A 13,762-nucleotide genomic window follows, 5' to 3' on the forward strand; every position below is an offset into this window, starting at 1 on the left:
CACGTCGCCGGCGCGCTGGATGATGACGGTGTCGCCGATCCTGATATCGCGGCCCTCGCGCAACTGCTCGCCGTCGCCGCCAATGCCCTTGATGTAATCCTCGTTGTGCAGCGAGACGTTCTGCACGATGACGCCGCCGACCGTGACCGGCTCAAGCCGTGCCACAGGCGTCAGCGCCCCGGTGCGGCCGACCTGGATGTCGATCGCCTTGAGCACGGTCGTCGCCTTCTCCGCCGGGAACTTGTGCGCGGTCGCCCAGCGCGGCGAGCGCGAGCGGAAGCCGAGGCGCTCCTGCAGGTCGAGCCGGTCGACCTTGTAGACGACGCCATCGATGTCGTAGTCGAGCCCGGCACGCTGCTCCTCGATTTTGCGATGGAAGGCGATCAGCTGCTCGACGGAGTGACACAATCTGGTCAGCGGATTGGTCCTGAAGCCGCAGCGTTCGAACCAGCCGATCATGCCGGACTGGGTGTCTTCCGGCATCGCACTGATCTCGCCCCAGGCGTAGGCGAAGAAGCCGAGGGGGCGCGAGGCGGTGATCGACGAATCCTTCTGGCGCAGCGAGCCCGCCGCCGAATTGCGCGGATTGGCGAAGACGGGCTCGCCGGCCGCCTTCTGCCGCTCGTTGAGCGCGAGGAACGCCTGCTTGGTCATGTAGACCTCGCCGCGCACCTCGCAGATGTCGGGCAGGTTGCGGCCCTTCAGCTTTTGCGGAACGTCCTTCAGCGTGCGGATATTGGCGGTGACGTCCTCGCCCTCGGCGCCGTCGCCGCGCGTGGCGGCGGTGACGAGTTCGCCGCTCTCGTAGCGCAGCGACATCGACAGCCCGTCGATCTTCGGCTCGGCGCTGAAGTCGATGCGCTCGTCGTCGCCGAGCTTGAGGAAGCGCCGGATGCGGCCGACGAAATCGAGCACGTCCGCTTCGGCAAAGGCGTTGTCGAGCGACAGCATCGGCACCGCGTGGCGGACCTTCCTGAACTTGCCTGACGGCGCCGCGCCGATTTTCTGCGACGGCGAGTCGCCCGTAACGAATTCCGGAAAACGCGCCTCGATGGCGTTGAAGCGCTTGCGCAGCGCGTCGTAGTCGGCATCCGAAATCTTCGGCGCGTCGTCCTGATAATAGGCCTTGTCGTGACGCTCGATATCGAGCGTCAGCCGCATCAGCTCGACCTTGGCCTGCGCCCTGGTGAGCTTGGCGACGTCGATGGGGGATTTGGGTTTTGCTGTCCTGGCCATGACACTTGAATACGATGAAGTTGGTTGGGAGAAAAGGTGGTGCCAACCTCAGCGTTCCCCGGACGCTGCGCAGCACGAAGGGATGCGCTGCAGAGCCGGGGTCCAGTGGGCATCCGCACTGGGTCCCGGCTCTGCGGAGCAGCGCAAACGCGCTGCACCGCGTCCGGGACACGAGAGACCTACGCCGTCGCCGCGCGGAGCAGCCGGTCCGCCGCGGCCCTTGCCTCCGCCGTAATCTCCGCGCCCGCCAGCATCCTTGCGATTTCCTCGCGGCGGTGGTCGGGGGCGAGCGCGTTGACGCGGGTGGCGACGCGTTTGCCCTTGTCGAGGGCGTCCTTGGAAATCAGGAGGTGCTGGCTGGCGCGGGCGGCGACCTGCGGGGCGTGGGTCACGGCCATCACCTGGACCTTGCCGGCGAGCCGGGCGAGGCGCGCGCCGATCGCGTCGGCCACAGCACCTCCGACGCCGGTGTCGATTTCGTCGAACACCAGCGTGGGCGCGGACCCCTTGTCCGACAGCACTACTTTCAGCGCCAGCAGGAAGCGCGAGAGTTCGCCGCCGGAGGCGACCTTCATCATCGGGCCTGGTTTGGTGCCGGGATTGGTCTGGACCCAGAATTCGACGCGGTCGAAACCCTGCGGGCCCGGCGATTTCGGATCGGAATCGATCTGCGCCATGAATTTGGCGCGCTCCAGCTTCAGCGGCGCGAGTTCGGCATTGACGGCCTTGTTGAGTTTTTCGGCCGATTTGGTTCGTGCGGCCGAAAGCCTGGTGGCGGCGGTGCCGTAGCGCTTGTCGGCCTCTCCGGCCGCCGCTTCGAGTTTTTTCAGTTGATCGGCGCCGGCATCGATCAGCGCGACGTCGGCGGCATATTTCGCGGCCAGTGCGGCGAGCCCATCGACCGGCGTCGAATATTTGCGGGACGCGGCGCGCAGCGTGAACAGCCGCTCCTCGATGCGTTCGAGCTCAGCGGGATCGAAGTCGGCGGCGATCAGCGCCGCCGTCAGATGCTGGTCGGCCTCCTCCAGCGCATTGATGGCGGCGTCGATCGCCTTGACGGCGGGTTCGACCAGATCAGGCGAATTGCCGGCGCGGCGCTCCAGCCGGCGCACTGCCGCCGACAGCGTCGAGACCGGCGAATGATGGCCGCTGACCGCATCCTGCGCCTCGCGCAGATCGGCCGCGATCTTCTCGCCCTGCATCATGCCGGTGCGGCGCTCCGCCAGCGCGGTCTCCTCGCCGTCCTTCGGCTTCAGCTTCTTCAATTCGTCGGAGGCATGGCGCAGATAATCCGCCTCGCGGGCGGCGCGCTCCATGCCGGCACGATGTTCGTCGAGCGCGGTGAAGGCGGCGCGCCTCGAGTCCCACAGCGCCTCCAGCGCCACGACATCCTTCTCGAGGCCGGCGAAGGCGTCGAGCAGCCGGCGGTGGGTCGAGGCATCGACCAGCGCGCGCTCGTCATGCTGGCCGTGAATTTCGACGAGGGCCGAGCCGACCGCCTTCAGGGTCTGCACGCTGATGGCCTGGTCGTTGATGAAGGCACGGGTACGGCCGTCGGCAAACTGGACCCGGCGCAGGATCATCTCGCAGGAATTTTCAGAGCTCGTATCGTCGAGGCCGTTGTCGGCGAGGATCACCGAGGCCGGATGTCCCCTGGGGATGTCGAACACCGCGGTGACCTGGCCCTGCTCCACGCCGTGGCGGACGAGGCCGGCGTCGCCGCGGCCGCCGAGCGCCAGGGCAAAGGCATCGAGCAGGATGGATTTGCCCGCGCCGGTTTCGCCGGTCAGCACCGCGAGGCCACGGGAGAACTCGATATCGAGCCGCTCGATCAGGACGATGTCACGGATCGACAGACGCGCCAGCATGCGAGATAAATTCCTAGCCGAGACCCATTTTCTTGAAGGCCCTGGAAATATAGGAGCCCTTATTTTCGCTGGGCTCGACTCCGCCGGACTTTACCAGATTATAGGCGTCCTTGTACCACTTGCTGTCGGGAAAATTGTGCCCGAGCACGGCAGCCGCGGTTTGCGCCTCGCCGACGATGCCGATTGCCATATAGGCCTCGGCCAACCGCGCCAGCGCTTCCTCGACATGCCGCGTGGTCTGATACTGCGTCACCACGGTCTTGAAACGGTTGATGGCGCCGGTGAAATTGCGCTTTGACAGGTTATAGCGGCCGACTTCCATTTCCTTGCCGGCCAGCTGGTCGCGCGCGCCCTCGAGCTTGGCCTTGGCGCTGTTGGCATATTCCGACGTCGGATATTTTCGGATCACTTCCTCGAGCGCGGCGATGGCCTTCTCGGTACGGGCCTGGTCGCGGGAAACATCGGGAATCTGGTCGTAATGCGAAGCCGCGATCAGATATTGCGCATAGGCGGCGTCGGAGCTGCCGGGATGCAGGGTGACGTAACGGGTCGCCGCACCGATGCAGCTGTCGTAGTCGCCGGAATTGTAGAACGAATAGGCCGACATCAGCAGCGATTTGCGCGCCCAGTCGGAATAGGGATGCTGGCGGTCGACTTCCTCGAACTTCTTCGACGCCGCCTTCGGATCCTTGCGCTGGTTCATGAGGTACAAGCCCTCATTGTAGAGCTTGTCGGCGGGCTCTTCGTTGAAGGTATCGTCCTTGGCCGTGAACTTGTCCCACAGCGAGGCGCCGCCGCACCCGCTCAGGGGAATCGTCAGCGCCAGCAGACCCGCGGCCAGCCGCAACTGTCGCCCGAAGCGAGCGAGGTCCGAACGAGCCGTCATACGCTGTGCCGACATAGAAATAAGACCTGACGCCTGTGATGCGGAGCCCGCCACGCCATGAGCGTGGTCATGGACGCAATGATCGCCGTGCCCGTAGCGCCTTGTCGCGCAACCGCGGGCCAATTTAGCTGAGAAAAGACCGTTAACCAACCGAATACGCAGGCATTTCGCCCGGATTAAGGCGGCAGGACAGGATTGCGGCCGATCATGGTTACCGCGGGAAATCGGCAAGTGGGTTCTGACGTTTCAGCGGGTTGAACCTCATCCTGAGGAGCCGCGCGCCCTTCGCGCGGCGTCTCGAAGGATGGGCAGCAGGCCATGTGCCAGATGGTTCGAGACGCACGCCGGCAGCGCAATAGCGCTGCCGACGTGCTCCTCACCATGAGGGAGTTGGAGATGCCGCTCTGGAACCTGACGGAAACTCAGGACATTTCGAAGACGAAGTCAGGACGCGCCGAAGGCGGCGGTCAGGAAACGTCGGGGCCGTAGGCCGGGGCGACCATGCCGCCCACCATGCCGCTGCCGACTTCGGCACCGCGCGAAGAACGGCGGGCGGTTTCGGCCTCGATCACCCTGAAGGCGCTGCGATCGGCCATCAGGGCGGTCAGCACCGCGTGATTGAGCTTGTGGCCGGGGCGCACCGCACGATAGGCGCCGAGCAGCGGCAGGCCCGCCAGTGCGAGATCGCCGACCACGTCCAGCACCTTGTGGCGGGCGCATTCGTCGCTGTAGCGCAGCCCTTCGGTATTGAGCAGGCGGGTGTCGTCGAAAACGACAGAATTCTCGAACGAGGCGCCGAGCGCAAAACCGGCGCTCCAGAGTCGCGCCACATCGCTCATGCATCCGAAGGTGCGGGCGCGGGCAATCTCGCGGCGGAACCGTTCCGGATTGAGATCGAGCGCGTAGCTCTGGCGGCCGATCACCGCATTGGCGAAATCGATTTCGACCTCGGCGCGGAAGCCGGCGGCATGCGGGCGCAATTCGCCGAACGAATCGCCCAGCCTGACCTGCACCGGCTTCAGCACCTGGATGAAGCGGCGCGTCGCCTGCTGCGTCACGATACCGGCCTGATCGATCGCGGCGACGAAAGCCGCGGCGCTGCCGTCCATGATCGGAACTTCGGGGCCATCGACTTCGATGACGGCGTTATCGACGCCCATGCCGCGCAGTGCGGCCAGCACATGCTCGGCGGTCGAGACCAGCGGGCCGTCGCGGTCGCCCAATACGGTTGCAAATTCGGTGGCGATCACGGATTCGGCGGACGCCTGAACTTCGCGGTCGCAGCCATCGAGGCCGGTGCGGACAAAAATAAAACCCGCATCGACGGGTGCAGGTCCAAGGGTGAGATTAACGGGTAAACCGGAATGAACGCCGACGCCCGTCACAGTGGCTTGCGACCGAAGCGTTGTTTGCCGGCTGAATTTCATTCTGAACTGCCCACTACCCGACTTACTAAAAGACGCTGATAACCCGACCAGGCCAGCCGACTCGTCTTCAGTATCCCCAAGTCACGGCAGACCATAGTCACTGCCTCAAACAGCGCCAACTCACGCTTTTTTACCGATTGTTACCCTATCTCTGCCGTATTCACGCCAAAGGTTAACCAAAATGCGGCACGGTTAAGGGCAGGTTCGGCCCTTGCATCCAATCACGAATACATAATTAATCATTTAATATCAGCCGCTTGGTGGACCATGATCGGCCTTGCGGGGCCCAAGGAAAAGGTCCCGGCGGATACCGCCGGGACCTTCTTGGCCGTCAGAATTGTAACAAACTTCAGTTGGACTGGCGGCGCAGGAAGGCCGGGATATCCAAATGATCGTCGCCCTGTGGCGCTGCAGCAACAGGTGCCGGACGACCGTGGATGTCCAGTCCCTGCGGCGCGGGCCGCCTGGCATACTCGGATACGGGCTCATGCGCCGCGATCTGCTGGGCCACCGTGCGCTGCGGCTTGCGTTCCGGCATCGGCGGCATCGCAGGCATCGCCGGACCGGAGGCGCGGGCCGCGATCGGCGGCTCGGTCTCTTCGTCGCGGCGGCCGAGGCCGACATTGGCGAGGCGCTGCAGCAGCGACATCCGGGCTTTCTGCGGATGCTCTTCCTCGGTGTCGCCGCGGGCCTGGCGGATTTCGGCCTGGGCCGGCATCGGCAGGTCTTCGAACTTCGGCATCCTGGGCGCGCGGACCGGCGGACGCTCGGCGGCTTGCGGGATGAAGGTCTCGGGTGTCGCCGGCTCCGGGGTCTCGACGCGCGCGACGTCGTGATCCGGGAACAGCGATGGCTTCTGCGCGATCGGGCGAACCGTGACGTCGCCATACGACGCCTGCTGCAGCGGCGCGGCCGGAGGAGCTTCCGGAGCAACCGCGGCGGCGATCGCGGCGAGCGCGGCGCGCTCGACACTGCTCGAAGCCCGCTGCGGTGCGGCAGGGGCCGCCTGTACCGGGGCAGCGGCTTCCAGCTTCTGGTTGCGTTCGGCGATGCGGGCATTGTCGGCGCGCAGCCGCGCGGTCAGGTCGGCCAGACGGGTGTCGGGCGCGGAGACCGGAGCAGCCGGAACCACTGCGTTGGTCACGGCGGGCGCCGTCGTGCCGGCATTGCGCGAAATCAGCGCCTGCTCGATGCCGGTGGCAACGACGGAGACGCGGATCACGCCATCGAGGCTCTCGTCGAAGGTGGCGCCGACGATGATGTTGGCGTCCTGGTCGACTTCCTCGCGAATACGCGTGGCGGCTTCGTCGACTTCGAACAGGGTCAGGTCCTTGCCGCCGGTGATCGAGATCAGCAGGCCACGGGCGCCCTTCATCGAGCTATCGTCGATCAGCGGATTGGCGATCGCGGCCTCGGCCGCGGTCAGCGCGCGCTTCTCGCCGGTCGCCTCGCCGGTGCCCATCATCGCCTTGCCCATTTCGCGCATCACGGCGCGGACGTCGGCGAAGTCGAGGTTGATCAGGCCTTCCTTGACCATCAGGTCGGTGATGCAGGCGACGCCCGAATAGAGCACCTGGTCGGCCATCGCGAAGGCGTCGGCGAAGGTGGTCTTCTCGTTGGCGACCCGGAACAGGTTCTGGTTCGGGATGATCAGGAGCGTGTCGACCACCTTGTGCAGCTCGGCGATGCCGGACTCGGCGGTGCGCATGCGGCGCTGGCCCTCGAAGTGGAACGGCTTGGTCACGACGCCGACGGTGAGGATGCCCATGTCGCGCGCGGTCTTGGCGATGACGGGAGCAGCCCCCGTGCCGGTGCCGCCGCCCATGCCGGCGGTGACGAACACCATATTGGCGCCGGAGAGATGGTCGCGGATTTCATCGATGACTTCCTGCGCCGCGGCCGCGCCGACGTCGGGCTGGGAGCCGGCGCCGAGGCCCTGCGTCACCTGGGTGCCCATCTGCACGATGCGCTGCGCCTTCGACATGGTCAGCGCCTGCGCGTCGGTGTTGGCGACGACGAAATCGACCCCCTGAAGCCCGGCGGTGATCATGTTGTTGACGGCATTGCCGCCAGCTCCACCGACGCCGAAGACGGTGATCCGGGGCTTCAGTTCGCTGATGTCTGGGGGAGTGAGATTGAGTGCCATGATTGCCTCTCGATTACGACGCGCGCGTTGGTTCGCCCCGGCCGGCGGCCGTGGGAGTTGGTGAATTCCTATGGTTGCGGAAACGAATCATCAGAAGCCCTCGCGAAGCCATCGTCCGACCTTTCCGAAATAGCCGTCAGTCCCTGTCCTGAGCTGCCGCGTATGCCGCGGTTCGACATGTTCGAGATGAGCGTATTGCGGATAGACCAGGAGCCCCGTAGGCACCGCGAACGACGCGCTCTTGGCCTCGTTGGGCAACCGGCCGAAGCCGAGCGGACGGCCGATGCGCACCGGACGGCCGAGGATCTGGGTCGCCAGTTCGGGAAGGCCGGTCAGCTGCGAAGCGCCGCCGCTCAGGACCACTCGCGCCCTCGGCTCTGCCGCAAAGGGGGAATCCGCAAGCCGGTCCCTGACCATTTCAAAAATCTCCTCGGCGCGATGCCGGACGATGTTCGCGATCGTGGCACGGGACACGATCTGCGGAGCGTCCCGCTCGTTGTCGCCGGCAGCAGGCACGGACATCAACTCACGCGCGTCGGACCCGCCGGTCAGCACGGTGCCATATAACGTCTTGATTCGCTCGGCATCCGCAATGCAGGCCGAAAGGCCTCGCGCAAGGTCCATGGTGATGTGCTGCCCGCCGACCGCAAAGCCGCCGGCATGCACGAAACGCCCGCCTGCGTAGGTCGCGATGGTGGTGGTGCCCGCCCCCATTTCGACCACGGCGGCGCCGATATCGGCTTCGTCGTCGGTCAAAACCGAGAGACCTGCGACATAAGGACTCGCCGCCATGGCTTCGACGTTGAGATGGCAGCGCTCGACCACCAGCATCAGGTTCTTGGCGGCGGTGGCATCCGCCGTGACCACGTTCATGTCGACGCCGAACTGGCGCGCCACCATGCCCCTGGGATCGCGGATGCCCTTGACGCCATCCAGCGCGTAGCCGACCGGCAGCGCATGCAGCACGGTGCGGCCCTCGGCGGTGGCGTGGCGCATGCCGGTGGAGGTGATGCGGGTGACGTCGGCCGAGGTGACCGCGCCGCCCTTGATGTCGGCCGCGGCTTCGATCAGTTGACCCTGCAGCCGGCCGCCGGAGACCGAGAGCAGCACGGACTCGACCCGGACCTTGGCCATGCGCTCGGCCAAAGCCACCGCCTGGCGCACCGCCTGCTCGCATTCGGCGAGATCGACCACCGCGCCGGCCTTGACGCCGCGCGACTGGATCTGGCTGTAGCCGATCAATTCGACGGCATGGCTGCGGCCGCGCAGGGCTTCGTTCGGCGGGCACGGCTTCAGCCGCGCGATCATGCAGGCGATCTTGCTGGTGCCGATATCGAGCGACGCCACCAGCGCGGTGCGCTTCTGCGGCATCGGGCGCGTCTTCGGCGTCTGGTTGCGATCGAGACCGGTCATGCGTCACCGGCCTTCTTCTTCGGCTTCTTTTCCTTGAACAGGTCTTCGCGGGCCCGGGCCGCGTCTTCCGACAATTGCACCGTCAGCCGGTCCGGCAGCCGCATGTCGACGGCGACGATGTCGCGCGAGAACAGCCGGTCTTCCCGGTCGAGTTTCGACAGCGCCGCCAGCGCGTTGCCGACGTCGTGTTCGGGCAGGCGGATATCGAGACCATCCTTGAGGCGCAGGTTCCAGCGGCGTTCGCCGACCAAAATGGCGGCCTTGGTCTGGCTCTTCACCTGCGGATAACGGTCGAGCAGCGCGAGGAAATCCCGCGCGCGGGTATCGGCGCCCTTGCCGACCACCAGCGGCAGCGAAATGAAGCGGCGCGACAGATAAGGTTCCAGCACCGCGCCGTCATCGGCAATCACCGCCAGCCGGCCGTCGTTCTGCCACAGCGCGAAGGCCGAGCGCTCGACGATGTCGATCTGGAGCTGGCCCGGATAAAGCTTCAGCACGGTGGCTTCGCCGATCCAGGGATTGGCTTTCAGCTTGTCGCGCACGGTGGCGGCGTCGAGGAACAGCAGCGACGAGCGGCCGTTGACGCCGCCGATCGCGAGCACCTCGTCCTGGGTCAGCTGCTTGCGGCCATTGATGGCGACCGCGGTGATGCGGAAACCGGCGGAATTGGCGATCGCATTGCGGGTATCGCTCAGCGCCGCGGTGAAATCGTCGAGATGCCCGCCCCTGACGATGCCGAAGCCGGTGCTGCCGAGCAGCAGCAGCACGGTGGCGGCGACGCCGGCGCGGTTGGGAAGATAACGTTCGAGAAAGGCGATCAGGCGGTTCGGTTGCTCGCGCTCGATGCGCGGCTTTTTGGCAGGCTTGTTGCCAACCTCATTACGAGCCTTGCGCGGCAAGCCCAGCCGTTCGCGCAACAGCACGACCGCGCCAATGGCGGCAGCTTTCAGGTCAGCCTGGGGCCCCAGCGATCTCAGCGATCGAGCGAGGCGTCCTGCACCATCCATTGCACGAGCTCGTCAAATGTTGCCCGCATGAAAAACGCTTGCGGGTTCTAGCACATAGGACGTCCTGGCAATGCCGGTTGGTCGCAGCGGAAGATCCGCAACAGCTCACGCCCCGGCAGCCAAGCGCCACACGCGCCGCCAGCGTTAACCTTCGGACTTCCTGGTAAACAAAGGGTAAACCGGGTGCAGGCAGGGGCTGATTTGTGCCGCCTTCTGAGGACTTTGCCTGACAATCGTAACATTTTTGTCAATGGAACCAGCCCGACCCTGCGTTAAGGCCGTTCCGGCGCGATATTCCCCGAAAGCCGGCTACCTCCGCGCGCGTTGTGCCGCCAGCGCGATCTGGTCGTGCAGGAAATCGGCGAATGCGATGCCCTGGGCCTTGAGCGCCTTCGGATAGAGCGAGGCCTGGGTCAGGCCCGGCAGCGTGTTGGTTTCGAGGAAAACCGGTCCCTTCTCCGCCACGATGAAATCCGAACGGGAATAGCCGCTGCACGACAGCGCCTTGTGCGCCTTCAACGCCTGCGCCATCAGCTCGGCCATGATTTCAGGAGCAAAACGGCCAGGGCAGATTTCCTGGGTGGCCGCCGCGAGATATTTGGCCCGGTAATCGAATCCGAAGCCGCCTTCCGCCGGGATGATTTCGATCGGCGGCAGCGCCGTGAGCGAGCCGTCCGGCTGCTCCAGCACGCCGCAGGTCGCTTCGGCACCCGAGATGAACGGCTCGATCAGGTATTCTTCGGTCTTCGCCGCGTTGCGAACCGCCGCGAGGTCCTGCTGCGCGTTGACGAAAATCAGCCCGTAGCTCGATCCGTCGCGCGCCGGCTTCGCGATCAGCTTGCCGTATCTGGCAAACGCCGCATCGAGTTCTTCCAGCGCGACGCCTGTGGGCGCCTCGACCCCCGCGATGGCCGCGAAGCGCTTGGCCGCCACCTTGTCGAATGCCAGATGCGACGACGCCGAGCCGGAGCCGGTGAAGGCAATGCCGCGCATCTCGCACATCGCCTGCAACTCGCCATTCTCCGCCCTGCCGCCATGCAGACCGAGCACCAGCAGACGATCCTCGGCCTTCGCGGCATCGAGTGCCTGCGCCAAGGCGACGCCGCGGTTGGCAGGCTTGAAATCATCCTCGAACGGCCGCGTATGGCCAAGAAGCGCGTCGGAGCGAACCGCACGCACGGTGTCGTCGACGTCCCAGAACCACAAATCGGCTTCAGGCAGCGCCCGGTGCAGCGCCTGCGCCGAGGCGACCGATACCAGCCGCTCCTTGTTGGTGCCGCCGAAAAGAATGGTGATCCGCATCATTTCGTTCCGCTGATTGCTTCTCTCGTCATTCCGGGATGGTCCGAAGGACCAGACCCGGAATCTCTTCTTTCCAAGTTACTTCGAGATTCCGGGTTCATCGCTGCGCGATGCCCCGGAATGACGATTACAAGGGAATCCCGATCCGCTTGATTTCCCAGTGTAGCTCAATTCCGGAATTTTGCTTCACCCGCGCGCGGACGGTATCGCCGAGGGTTTCGATATCATGGCCGGTCGCAGCGCCGGTGTTGATCAGGAAATTGCAGTGCATCTCCGACACCTGGGCGCCGCCGACGCGCAGGCCCCGGCAGCCGGCAGCGTCGATCAGTTTCCAGGCGCTGTGACCGGGCGGATTCTGGAAGGTCGATCCGCCGGTTTTTTCGCGGATCGGCTGCGCGGTTTCGCGGTGGGTCTGCACCTCGTTCATCCGCGCGCGAATGGCTTCCGGGGCGGCGATGGTGCCGCGAAAGCGCGCCGAGGTGAAGATGATGGAGGGATCGACGCCGCTGTTGCGGTAGACGAATTTCATGTCGGCATTGCCGAACGTGTGTTTTGTTCCGTCGCGGCCGATGCCTGATGCCTCGATCAGCACATCCCTGGTCTCCGCCCCGTTGGCGCCGGCGTTCATGCGCAGCGCGCCGCCGACGGTGCCGGGAATGCCGAAGTAGAATTCCAGCCCGCCGATATTCGCCGCCGCCGCCGTCTCGGCCACGCGCTTGTCCAGCGCCGCAGCCCCGGCGCTGACGGTATCGCCCTCAGCGCTGGTCTCGCCGAAGCCGCGCGGACCGAGCCTGATCACCACGCCCGGGATGCCGCCATCGCGCACGATCAGATTGGAGCCGACGCCGACGACCGTGACGGCCAGCTCACTCGGCAAACGCGACAGCAAATAAGCCAGATCGTCCTCGTCCGCCGGCGTGAACAGCACCTGCGCCGGACCGCCGACCCGAAACCAGGTCAGCTCCGCCAGCGACTGGTTCGCCAAGAGCCGCCCGCGCAAGTCAGGCATCGCGGCTTTGAGGTCGGGCGTGATGTCTGGGAACGTCGCCACGCTCACCCCAGCGCCTTCAATTCGCCCGGCAGCGCGTAGGCCCATTGCGTGATGTTGCCGGCGCCGAGGCAGATGACATAGTCGCCGCTCTTCGCGACTCCGGCGACGACGCGCGCGAGTTCGCTGGAAGCCGGCAGCGGGATCACCTCGCGGTGGCCATGGGCGCGCAGGCCCAGCACGAAATGATCGCGGTCGATGCCTTCGATCGGCGCCTCGCCAGCCGGATAGACCTCGGCGACGACGACGGTGTCGGCGTCATTGAAACACGTGCAGAATTCCTCGAACAGCGACTGCAATCGCGTAAAGCGGTGCGGCTGCACCACGGCGATGATTTTGCCGGCGGTGGATTCCCGTGCCGCCTTCAGCACCGCCGCGATCTCGACCGGGTGATGGCCGTAATCGTCGATGATGGTGACGCCGTTCCATTCGCCGGTCCTGGTGAAGCGCCGCTTGACGCCGCCGAAGCCGGCCAGCGCCTTGCGGATGACGTCGTCGGACAGGCCGAGCTCATGCGCCACCGCAATCGCGGACGTCGCATTGAGCGCGTTGTGCCGGCCGGGCATCGGCAGCACGAGGTCGGCGATCTCGTGCGAGGTGCCGGCCTTGCGGTCGCGAAACGCGACCTTGAATTTCGAACCGCCGCCCGAGGGCACGAGATCGACCAGCCGCGCATCGGCCTGCGGATTCTCGCCATAGGTGATGATGCGGCGATCCTCGATCCTGCCGACGATGGTCTGCACCACCGGATGGTCGATGCACATCACGGCAAACCCGTAGAACGGCACGTTCTCGACGAAATCGCGGAACGCCTCCTGCACCGCCTCGAACGTCCCGAAGTGGTCGAGGTGCTCCGGATCGACATTGGTGACGATGGCGACGTCGGCCGGCAACTTCAAAAACGTGCCATCGCTCTCGTCGGCCTCCACCACCATCCACTCGCCGGCGCCGAGCCGGGCGTTGGTGCCGTAGGCATTGATGATGCCGCCATTGATCACGGTCGGATCGAGATCGCCGGCATCGAGCAGCGCCGCCACCATCGAGGTGGTCGTGGTCTTGCCATGGGTGCCGGCGATCGCGATGCAGCTCTTCAGCCGCATCAGTTCCGCCAGCATTTCGGCACGGCGCACCACCGGGATGCGCTGGGCGCGGGCCGCCATCAGTTCGGGATTGTCGCGCTTGATCGCGGTCGAGACCACCAGCACATCGGCGCCGGCGACGTTTTGGGCGTCGTGGCCAACGGCGACCTTGATGCCCTTGTCGCGCAGCCGGGCGACGTTGGCGCCCTCGGAAGCGTCGGAGCCCTGCACGGTATAGCCGAGATTGCACAGGACCTCGGCGATGCCGCTCATGCCGATGCCGCCGATCCCGACAAAGTGGATGGGTCCGATCTCGCGCGGCAGTCTCATGGTTGTTTCCGTATGTTCCC

General features: G+C 65.6%; 10 protein-coding genes and 1 pseudogene. All 11 read right to left on the bottom strand.

Annotated features, from left to right (window positions below; genetic code table 11):
• Window positions 1-1,236: NAD-dependent DNA ligase LigA (gene ligA, locus Q7U29_RS18575; protein WP_304743826.1), on the bottom strand; the 1,236-nt coding region annotated here is incomplete at its 3' end.
• A gap of 179 nt (window positions 1,237-1,415) precedes the next feature.
• A complete protein-coding gene (recN, locus tag Q7U29_RS18580) occupies window positions 1,416-3,104 on the bottom strand; it encodes a DNA repair protein RecN (RefSeq protein WP_304743827.1) in 1,689 nt (562 codons plus the stop codon).
• A 13-nt stretch (window positions 3,105-3,117) separates the two neighbouring features.
• Complete coding sequence (locus Q7U29_RS18585; protein WP_304743828.1) at window positions 3,118-4,005, bottom strand: outer membrane protein assembly factor BamD; 888 nt, start codon at window positions 4,003-4,005, stop codon at window positions 3,118-3,120.
• 452 nt (window positions 4,006-4,457) lie between these two features.
• Window positions 4,458-5,417, bottom strand: coding sequence for a UDP-3-O-acyl-N-acetylglucosamine deacetylase (lpxC, locus tag Q7U29_RS18590; protein ID WP_304743829.1), 960 nt, complete (start codon window positions 5,415-5,417; stop codon window positions 4,458-4,460).
• 349 nt (window positions 5,418-5,766) lie between these two features.
• On the bottom strand, window positions 5,767-7,563 hold the full coding sequence (gene ftsZ / locus Q7U29_RS18595; protein ID WP_304743830.1) for a cell division protein FtsZ: 1,797 nt from the start codon (window positions 7,561-7,563) through the stop codon (window positions 5,767-5,769).
• Window positions 7,564-7,653: 90 nt separating this feature from the next.
• Complete coding sequence (gene ftsA, locus Q7U29_RS18600) at window positions 7,654-8,976, bottom strand: cell division protein FtsA (RefSeq protein WP_304743831.1); 1,323 nt, start codon at window positions 8,974-8,976, stop codon at window positions 7,654-7,656.
• Entirely contained in the window at window positions 8,973-9,983 is a 1,011-nt protein-coding gene (locus tag Q7U29_RS18605; RefSeq protein ID WP_304743832.1) for a cell division protein FtsQ/DivIB, read from the bottom strand. The genes ftsA and Q7U29_RS18605 overlap by 4 nt, the downstream gene beginning before the upstream one ends.
• A pseudogene (locus tag Q7U29_RS18610) lies at window positions 9,950-10,227 on the bottom strand (D-alanine--D-alanine ligase); the annotation flags it as partial. The pseudogene Q7U29_RS18610 and the gene Q7U29_RS18605, both read right to left, overlap by 34 nt.
• Window positions 10,228-10,292: 65 nt before the next feature.
• Complete coding sequence (locus Q7U29_RS18615; RefSeq protein ID WP_304743833.1) at window positions 10,293-11,285, bottom strand: ATP-grasp domain-containing protein; 993 nt, start codon at window positions 11,283-11,285, stop codon at window positions 10,293-10,295.
• 127 nt (window positions 11,286-11,412) lie between these two features.
• Entirely contained in the window at window positions 11,413-12,381 is a 969-nt protein-coding gene (gene murB, locus Q7U29_RS18620) for a UDP-N-acetylmuramate dehydrogenase (RefSeq protein ID WP_304743834.1), read from the bottom strand.
• A complete protein-coding gene (gene murC, locus Q7U29_RS18625) occupies window positions 12,339-13,742 on the bottom strand; it encodes a UDP-N-acetylmuramate--L-alanine ligase (RefSeq protein WP_304743835.1) in 1,404 nt (467 codons plus the stop codon). The genes murB and murC overlap by 43 nt, the downstream gene beginning before the upstream one ends.
• Between the last annotated feature and the right edge of the window lie 20 nt (window positions 13,743-13,762).

The organism is Bradyrhizobium sp. (genome assembly GCF_030654605.1).
GTDB lineage: Bacteria > Pseudomonadota > Alphaproteobacteria > Rhizobiales > Xanthobacteraceae > Bradyrhizobium.

Coding starts and splice junctions, on each gene's coding strand:
- recN (WP_304743827.1), bottom strand. CDS start 3,104: ATGCTGGCGCGTCTGTCGATCCGTGACATCGTCCTGATCGAGCGGCTC.
- Q7U29_RS18585 (WP_304743828.1), bottom strand. CDS start 4,005: ATGTCGGCACAGCGTATGACGGCTCGTTCGGACCTCGCTCGCTTCGGG.
- lpxC (WP_304743829.1), bottom strand. CDS start 5,417: ATGAAATTCAGCCGGCAAACAACGCTTCGGTCGCAAGCCACTGTGACG.
- ftsZ (WP_304743830.1), bottom strand. CDS start 7,563: ATGGCACTCAATCTCACTCCCCCAGACATCAGCGAACTGAAGCCCCGG.
- ftsA (WP_304743831.1), bottom strand. CDS start 8,976: ATGACCGGTCTCGATCGCAACCAGACGCCGAAGACGCGCCCGATGCCG.
- Q7U29_RS18605 (WP_304743832.1), bottom strand. CDS start 9,983: ATGGATGGTGCAGGACGCCTCGCTCGATCGCTGAGATCGCTGGGGCCC.
- Q7U29_RS18615 (WP_304743833.1), bottom strand. CDS start 11,285: ATGCGGATCACCATTCTTTTCGGCGGCACCAACAAGGAGCGGCTGGTA.
- murB (WP_304743834.1), bottom strand. CDS start 12,381: ATGGGCCTACGCGCTGCCGGGCGAATTGAAGGCGCTGGGGTGAGCGTG.
- murC (WP_304743835.1), bottom strand. CDS start 13,742: ATGAGACTGCCGCGCGAGATCGGACCCATCCACTTTGTCGGGATCGGC.